6 protein-coding genes and 1 riboswitch are annotated in these 6753 nt (G+C 53.4%); of the genes, 5 read left to right on the top strand and 1 reads right to left on the bottom strand.

Going from position 1 to position 6753, the window contains the following annotated elements; all coding sequences use genetic code 11:
* Nucleotides 1-899 (bottom strand): glutamyl-tRNA reductase (hemA, locus tag AB7E14_RS18340; protein ID WP_428169765.1); only part of this gene is annotated, 899 nt, incomplete at its 3' end.
* Between the two features lie 201 nt (nt 900-1100).
* On the opposite strand from hemA, the gene lolB reads away from it, so the two are divergent.
* The 5 genes from lolB (at nt 1101) to AB7E14_RS18315 (ending at nt 6260) form a co-directional block, all read left to right on the top strand.
* Complete coding sequence (gene lolB, locus AB7E14_RS18335) at nt 1101-1724, top strand: lipoprotein insertase outer membrane protein LolB (protein ID WP_316961726.1); 624 nt, start codon at nt 1101-1103, stop codon at nt 1722-1724.
* On the top strand, nt 1721-2572 hold the full coding sequence (gene ispE / locus AB7E14_RS18330) for a 4-(cytidine 5'-diphospho)-2-C-methyl-D-erythritol kinase (protein WP_043000478.1): 852 nt from the start codon (nt 1721-1723) through the stop codon (nt 2570-2572). Before lolB ends, ispE begins: the two co-directional genes overlap by 4 nt.
* Nucleotides 2573-2838: 266 nt before the next feature.
* Complete coding sequence (gene prs / locus AB7E14_RS18325) at nt 2839-3786, top strand: ribose-phosphate diphosphokinase (RefSeq protein ID WP_001518537.1); 948 nt, start codon at nt 2839-2841, stop codon at nt 3784-3786.
* A gap of 137 nt (nt 3787-3923) precedes the next feature.
* The gene (gene dauA, locus AB7E14_RS18320; protein ID WP_071888393.1) at nt 3924-5603 is read left to right on the top strand and encodes a C4-dicarboxylic acid transporter DauA; all 1680 of its coding nucleotides are present in this window, start codon (nt 3924-3926) and stop codon (nt 5601-5603) included.
* 147 nt (nt 5604-5750) lie between these two features.
* The gene (locus AB7E14_RS18315; protein WP_043001918.1) at nt 5751-6260 is read left to right on the top strand and encodes a GNAT family N-acetyltransferase; all 510 of its coding nucleotides are present in this window, start codon (nt 5751-5753) and stop codon (nt 6258-6260) included.
* A gap of 161 nt (nt 6261-6421) precedes the next feature.
* Nucleotides 6422-6649: riboswitch (cobalamin riboswitch) on the top strand.
* Nucleotides 6650-6753 lie beyond the last annotated feature (104 nt).

Below are 6753 nucleotides of genomic sequence, written 5' to 3'. Positions count from 1 at the left end.
ACGCTATAGAGATAAGCGTTAGCCAGTTTACCGACTTCCGGTTCGACATCGCGCGGAACGGCGATATCCACCAGCAACATCGGCTGATTTCGGCGGCTTTTCAGCGCACGCTCCACCATCCCTTTACCAATGATAGGCAGCGGGCTGGCGGTTGAACTGATGATAATGTCAGCTTCCCGCAGACGTTCATCGATGTCGCTGAGTGCGATCACTTCAGCACCCACTTCATCGGCCAGAACCTGCGCCCGCTCACGGGTGCGGTTGGCGATAATCATCTTCTGCACTTTGTGTTCGCGCAGATGGCGTGCCACCAGTTCGATGGTTTCGCCCGCGCCGACCAACAGCACAGTGACCGTGGAAAGTGATTCAAAGATTTGGCGCGCCAGCGTACAGGCGGCAAACGCAACGGACACGGCGCTGGCACCGATATCGGTTTCGGTACGAACCCGTTTGGCAACGGAGAACGATTTCTGGAACATACGTTCCAGCGCGCTGGCGTTCAGGTGGCCTTTTTGTGAATCCGCAAACGCTTTTTTCACCTGGCCGAGGATCTGTGGTTCACCGAGTACCAGCGAATCCAGACCACTGGCGACACGCATCAGATGGCTGACTGCATCGTTATCCTGGTGCCAGTAGAGACTGCTGCGCAGATCGTCTTCATCAAGATTGTGGTAATCACATAACCAACGAATCAGCGCTTCCTGCAGGTTGTCCTGCTCTTCCACGCTCAGATACAGCTCCGTGCGATTACACGTCGACAAGACCACGCCGCCCTGCACCATTGGCTGCGCAAGCAGGCTTTCCAGCGCCTGATCGAGCGTATCTGGCGAAAACGTTACGCGTTCTCGCAGCGATACAGGTGCCGTCTTATGGTTAATGCCGAGCGCTAAAAGGGTCATGTCTGCGGGAGTAGTACCAGCGTTGATATGGTTAGTCTGCTCGCATCATACAGGATGCGCGGAATCAATAAAAGAGAGTGCCCCCTTTTGGAGTAATCGCTTATTGCTTAAATTAAGATAACGTGAACGTAGACGATATACCCGCGCGGCGCTAGCATTAAGGGTTATTATTGCAACGTATCACAAGGATTCGTCATCATTATGACCCTGCCTGATTTTCGCCTGATCCGCCTGCTTCCGCTGGCAACCCTGGTTCTGACCGCCTGTACGATCAACGCGCCGAAAGGCCCGGGGAAAAGTCCGGACTCTCCTCAATGGCGGCAACATCAGCAGGAGGTCCGCCAGTTAAATCAGTATCAGACGCGCGGCGCGTTTGCCTATATTTCCGACGAGCAGAAGGTCTATGCGCGCTTTTTCTGGCAGCAGACCGGCCAGGATAGCTATCGCCTGCTGCTGACCAACCCGCTTGGCAGCACTGAGCTTGAACTGAACGCGCAGCCGGGTAACGTGCAGTTGATGGACAATAAAGGCCAGCGCTATACCGCTGACGATGCCGAAGAGATGATCGGCAAGCTGACCGGTATGCCGATCCCGCTGAACAGCCTGCGTCAGTGGATCCTTGGCCTGCCGGGCGACGCGACCGACTATAAACTCGACGATCAGTACCGCCTGAGCGAAGTGAACTACAGCCAGGACGGAAAAAACTGGAAAGTGGTCTATAGCGCGTACGACAGCAAAACCTCCCCGGCAATGCCGGCCAATATGGAACTCTCCGACGGTGCTCAGCGTATCAAGCTGAAAATGGATAACTGGATTGTAAAATGATGACCCAGTGGCCCTCTCCGGCAAAACTGAATCTGTTTTTATACATCACCGGACGACGTGCGGACGGTTATCACACGCTGCAAACGCTGTTTCAGTTCCTCGATTATGGCGACACCCTCAGCCTGGAACCGCGTCGCGACGGCGAAATTCATCTCCTGACGCCGGTTGACGGCGTGGCACATGAAGACAACCTGATCGTCCGTGCCGCGCGACTGCTGATGAAAACAGCCGCAGAGCGCGGTCGGCTGCCAGCCGGTAGCGGTGCGGATATCCGTATCGAAAAGCGTCTGCCGATGGGCGGAGGCCTGGGCGGCGGATCGTCGAACGCGGCAACCGTGCTGGTCGCGCTAAACCATCTCTGGCAGTGTGGTCTGTCGCTGGACGAACTGGCCGAGCTCGGTTTAACGCTCGGGGCTGACGTGCCGGTGTTTGTCCGCGGACACGCCGCCTTTGCCGAAGGCGTCGGAGAGATCCTGACCCCAGTGGAACCGGCCGAAAAATGGTACCTGGTGGCTCATCCTGGCGTCAGTATTCCAACGCCGATGATTTTTAACGATCCCGACCTCCCCCGTAATACGCCAAAAAGGTCAATAGAAACGTTATTAAAATGTGAATTCAGCAATGATTGCGAGGTTATCGCAAGAAAACGTTTTCGCGAGGTTGATGCGGCGCTTTCCTGGCTGTTAGAATACGCGCCGTCGCGCCTGACTGGTACAGGAGCCTGTGTCTTTGCTGAATTCGATACAGAGTCTCGTGCCCGGCAGGTGCTTGAGCAAGCCCCGGAATGGCTCAATGCCTTTGTGGCGAAGGGTGTCAACCTCTCTCCACTGCATAGAGCGTTACTCTAACTCATTGAAGTTTCAGTACGTTGGCGAGATGACGAATTGCCAGCCGCATACATCAGTATGTGACTGGTGTGAGGCCTTGAACCCAGCGCACATAAAACATAAATGATGACGGGTAAGCCGGGCAAGCTGAGTTTCGGTGACAACGTCACCCTGTTCCAGACGTTGCATCGCGCTCGTTAATACACCGCATGGAGAGAGTCCTGCCTGGCCCGCACAGTTTTTGGCAAACTCTTTCCACCAATGGACGCATGCCTGAGGTTCTTCTCGTGCCTGATATGAAGCTTTTTGCTGGTAACGCCACCCCGGAACTAGCACAACGTATTGCCAACCGCCTGTACACTTCTCTCGGCGACGCCGCTGTAGGTCGCTTTAGCGACGGCGAAGTCAGCGTACAAATTAACGAAAATGTACGCGGTGGTGATATTTTCATCATCCAGTCCACTTGTGCTCCAACGAACGACAACCTGATGGAATTGGTCGTTATGGTTGATGCCCTGCGCCGTGCTTCCGCAGGCCGTATCACCGCCGTTATCCCTTACTTTGGCTATGCGCGCCAGGATCGTCGTGTACGTTCCGCTCGTGTGCCGATTACGGCAAAAGTTGTCGCTGATTTCCTGTCCAGCGTCGGCGTTGACCGCGTTCTGACCGTTGACCTGCATGCTGAACAGATCCAGGGCTTCTTCGACGTACCGGTTGATAACGTATTTGGTAGCCCCATTCTGTTAGAAGATATGCTGCAGCTGAATCTGGATAACCCGATTGTGGTTTCTCCGGACATCGGTGGCGTCGTGCGTGCCCGCGCTATCGCTAAGCTGCTTAATGACACCGATATGGCGATCATCGACAAACGCCGTCCGCGTGCAAACGTCTCTCAGGTGATGCACATCATCGGTGACGTAGCGGGTCGTGACTGCGTGCTGGTTGACGATATGATCGACACCGGTGGTACGCTGTGTAAAGCAGCTGAAGCGCTGAAAGAACGTGGTGCAAAACGCGTATTTGCTTATGCCACTCACCCGATCTTCTCAGGCAATGCGGCAAACAACCTGCGTAACTCTGTGATTGATGAAGTCGTTGTCTGCGATACCATTCCGCTGACCGACGAAATCAAAGCACTGCCGAACGTGCGTACGTTGACCCTGTCGGGTATGCTGGCCGAAGCGATTCGTCGTATCAGCAACGAAGAATCGATTTCTGCTATGTTCGAGCATTAATCGAACCCGGCTCAAAGACCCGCTGCGGCGGGTTTTTTTGTCTGTAACCTTTATTTGTATGACTTATGCCTCCTTCACCTGCCAACCCGCCATTTCATTGAGTTGACAGATGATGCGCTCATGGATGAAACATTATTGTGAACAGAATTTTTTCCTCACATGTGATGCCTTTCCGCGCCCTCATCGACGCTTGTTGGAAAGAAAAATATACCGCCTCACGGTTTACCCGTGATGTGATTGCCGGGATCACCGTCGGGATTATTGCTATCCCGCTGGCGATGGCACTGGCTATCGGGAGTGGTGTCGCGCCGCAGTACGGACTTTATACCTCCGCTGTGGCCGGGATTGTTATTGCCTTAACCGGGGGCTCGCGTTTTAGCGTCTCAGGCCCGACCGCCGCGTTTGTGGTGATCCTCTACCCCGTTTCACAACAATTTGGGCTGGCAGGCCTGCTTGTCGCGACGCTGATGTCCGGGGTCTTCCTGATCCTCTTTGGCCTGGCCCGCTTTGGCCGCCTGATTGAGTACATCCCGGTCTCAGTTACCTTAGGTTTTACCTCAGGGATTGGTATCACCATTGGTACCATGCAAATCAAAGATTTCCTCGGTTTGCAGATGGCCCACGTTCCGGAACACTATCTGCAAAAAGTCGGCGCGCTATTTATGGCTCTGCCGAGCATTAACCTGGGCGATGCCGCCATCGGGGTGGTCACGCTGGGCACGCTGATGATGTGGCCGCGTCTGGGCATTCGCCTGCCGGGCCACCTGCCCGCCCTACTCGCCGGCTGTGCTGTCATGGGGATCGTCAACCTGCTGGGCGGCCACGTTGCCACCATTGGTTCTCAGTTCCACTATATTCTGGCCGACGGCTCACAGGGCAACGGGATACCGCAACTGCTGCCGCAACTGGTGCTGCCGTGGAACCTGCCGGATTCTGATTTCACGTTGAGTTGGGATTCCCTGCGCGCCCTGCTTCCGGCGGCCTTCTCAATGGCCATGCTGGGGGCAATCGAGTCCCTGCTCTGCGCCGTGGTGCTCGACGGAATGACCGGCACGAAACACAAAGCCAACAGCGAGCTGATTGGTCAGGGCCTGGGTAATATTGTCGCCCCCTTCTTTGGTGGGATTACCGCAACGGCGGCGATTGCCCGTTCGGCGGCAAACGTCCGCGCTGGCGCAACATCCCCCATTTCCGCCGTGATCCACGCGCTGCTGGTGATCATGGCGCTGTTGGCGCTGGCACCGCTGCTCTCATGGCTGCCGCTGTCGGCGATGGCGGCCCTGCTGCTGATGGTGGCCTGGAACATGAGTGAAGCGCACAAAGTTGTGGATTTGCTGCGTCATGCGCCCAAAGACGACATCATTGTGATGATGATGTGTATGTCACTGACGGTGCTGTTTGACATGGTCATTGCCATCAGCGTCGGGATTGTGCTGGCCTCGTTACTGTTTATGCGCCGTATCGCACGCATGACGCGACTGGCAGCGGTTAACGTCGAGGTCCCCGATGATGTACTGGTGCTGCGCGTGATCGGCCCACTGTTCTTTGCAGCCGCTGAAGGATTGTTTACCGATCTGGAGTCACGCATCGAAGGCAAACGCATTGTCGTACTGAAATGGGACGCGGTACCGGTGTTGGACGCAGGTGGTCTGGATGCCTTCCAGCGCTTTGTGAAAAGATTGCCAGAAGGCTGCGAACTGCGCGTAAGTAACCTTGAGTTCCAGCCGCTGCGCACGATGGCGCGCGCTGGCATTAAGCCGATTCCGGGTCGTCTGGCCTTTTTCCCGAACCGCGACGCGGCGCTGGCTGATTTATAATCTTTTTGCGCTTACCGGTCTGTTCCTGTACAGGCCGGTAACATTTTCCGCTCTATCCCCTGTTTTTCCCCTCCCGTGTTGTTATTATCAGCTTTCAGTTTCTGCAAATAAGAGCGACAACTCGTGATTTCATTTACGCTACGTGAAATGACCGGAGAAGATATTCCGGCGGTTCAGTTATTTCTGATTCAACATCTGAATGAATTTTTTGCGGCTGACAGACCTGCCCCTACTCCCGGACAGGATGTTTTTAACCTGCAACAGCAGTATATTCAACAGCAGCGCAATGTATTGCTGTGCGCCTGGAGCGAAAAGCAGGAACTCATTGCGACCCTGGCCGTCTGCCAATATGACGACCGTATAGCCGAACTTCGCGGACGCTATATTTTGACAGAAACGGCAGAAATTTGTCGCTGCTATGTGGACAAACGTTACCGCAGAAAAGGTATTGGACGTCAGTTACTCGCTTTTGCTGAAACATTCTGCGAGCAGCAGCGGTACAACTTATTATACTTACATACCCATCATTTTTTACCGGGAGGTTATTCATTCTGGCGACGTAATCATTTTCAGGTTGTGATGGATATGCACGATGACTGGCAATTAGTGCATATGGAGAGATCACGTAAATCACGCATGAATAAGAATATTACTTGATCAATGTCAATCAATTCTCATTTAGCTTTTCATTATTACATTTCGACATCCGCAATTTCATCCTCAAAAAAAACATAACGCATTGATAAACAACAACTAAAATTTATCCCACTCAATAAAATTCGTCTTTCCCCTTGCGATTGATCTTGTTAACAAATGCCGATACAGTCTTTTTCGACAGTATTTCATTGCACCAACATTGTAATGAATAGGAACATGGTGCGGATTATTGCAATCCCATTCCATGACTGCCCCCGCAACTGTAGGCGGATGCAGAATATCCTCGTGCAGCATATTTTGTTGCAGGTCACTGTAAAGCGAATCTTTATGGGAAGGCCGATATTCTGATTACCGTGAGTCAGGAGACCTGCTGTCAAATTTATACCCCATTGAGTGGACGGGATGGTCCATGTGATGAATTATTTGATATTAGGCACCGTGAAAGAGCGAATCAGATCCTTGACTGAACCGCTGACTTTCTTTATTTGCATAA

Origin of the sequence: Citrobacter sp., from assembly GCF_050252275.1 — a bacterium.
GTDB lineage: Bacteria > Pseudomonadota > Gammaproteobacteria > Enterobacterales > Enterobacteriaceae > Citrobacter_A > Citrobacter_A amalonaticus.
This window is presented reverse-complemented; position numbering and strand designations above follow the sequence as displayed.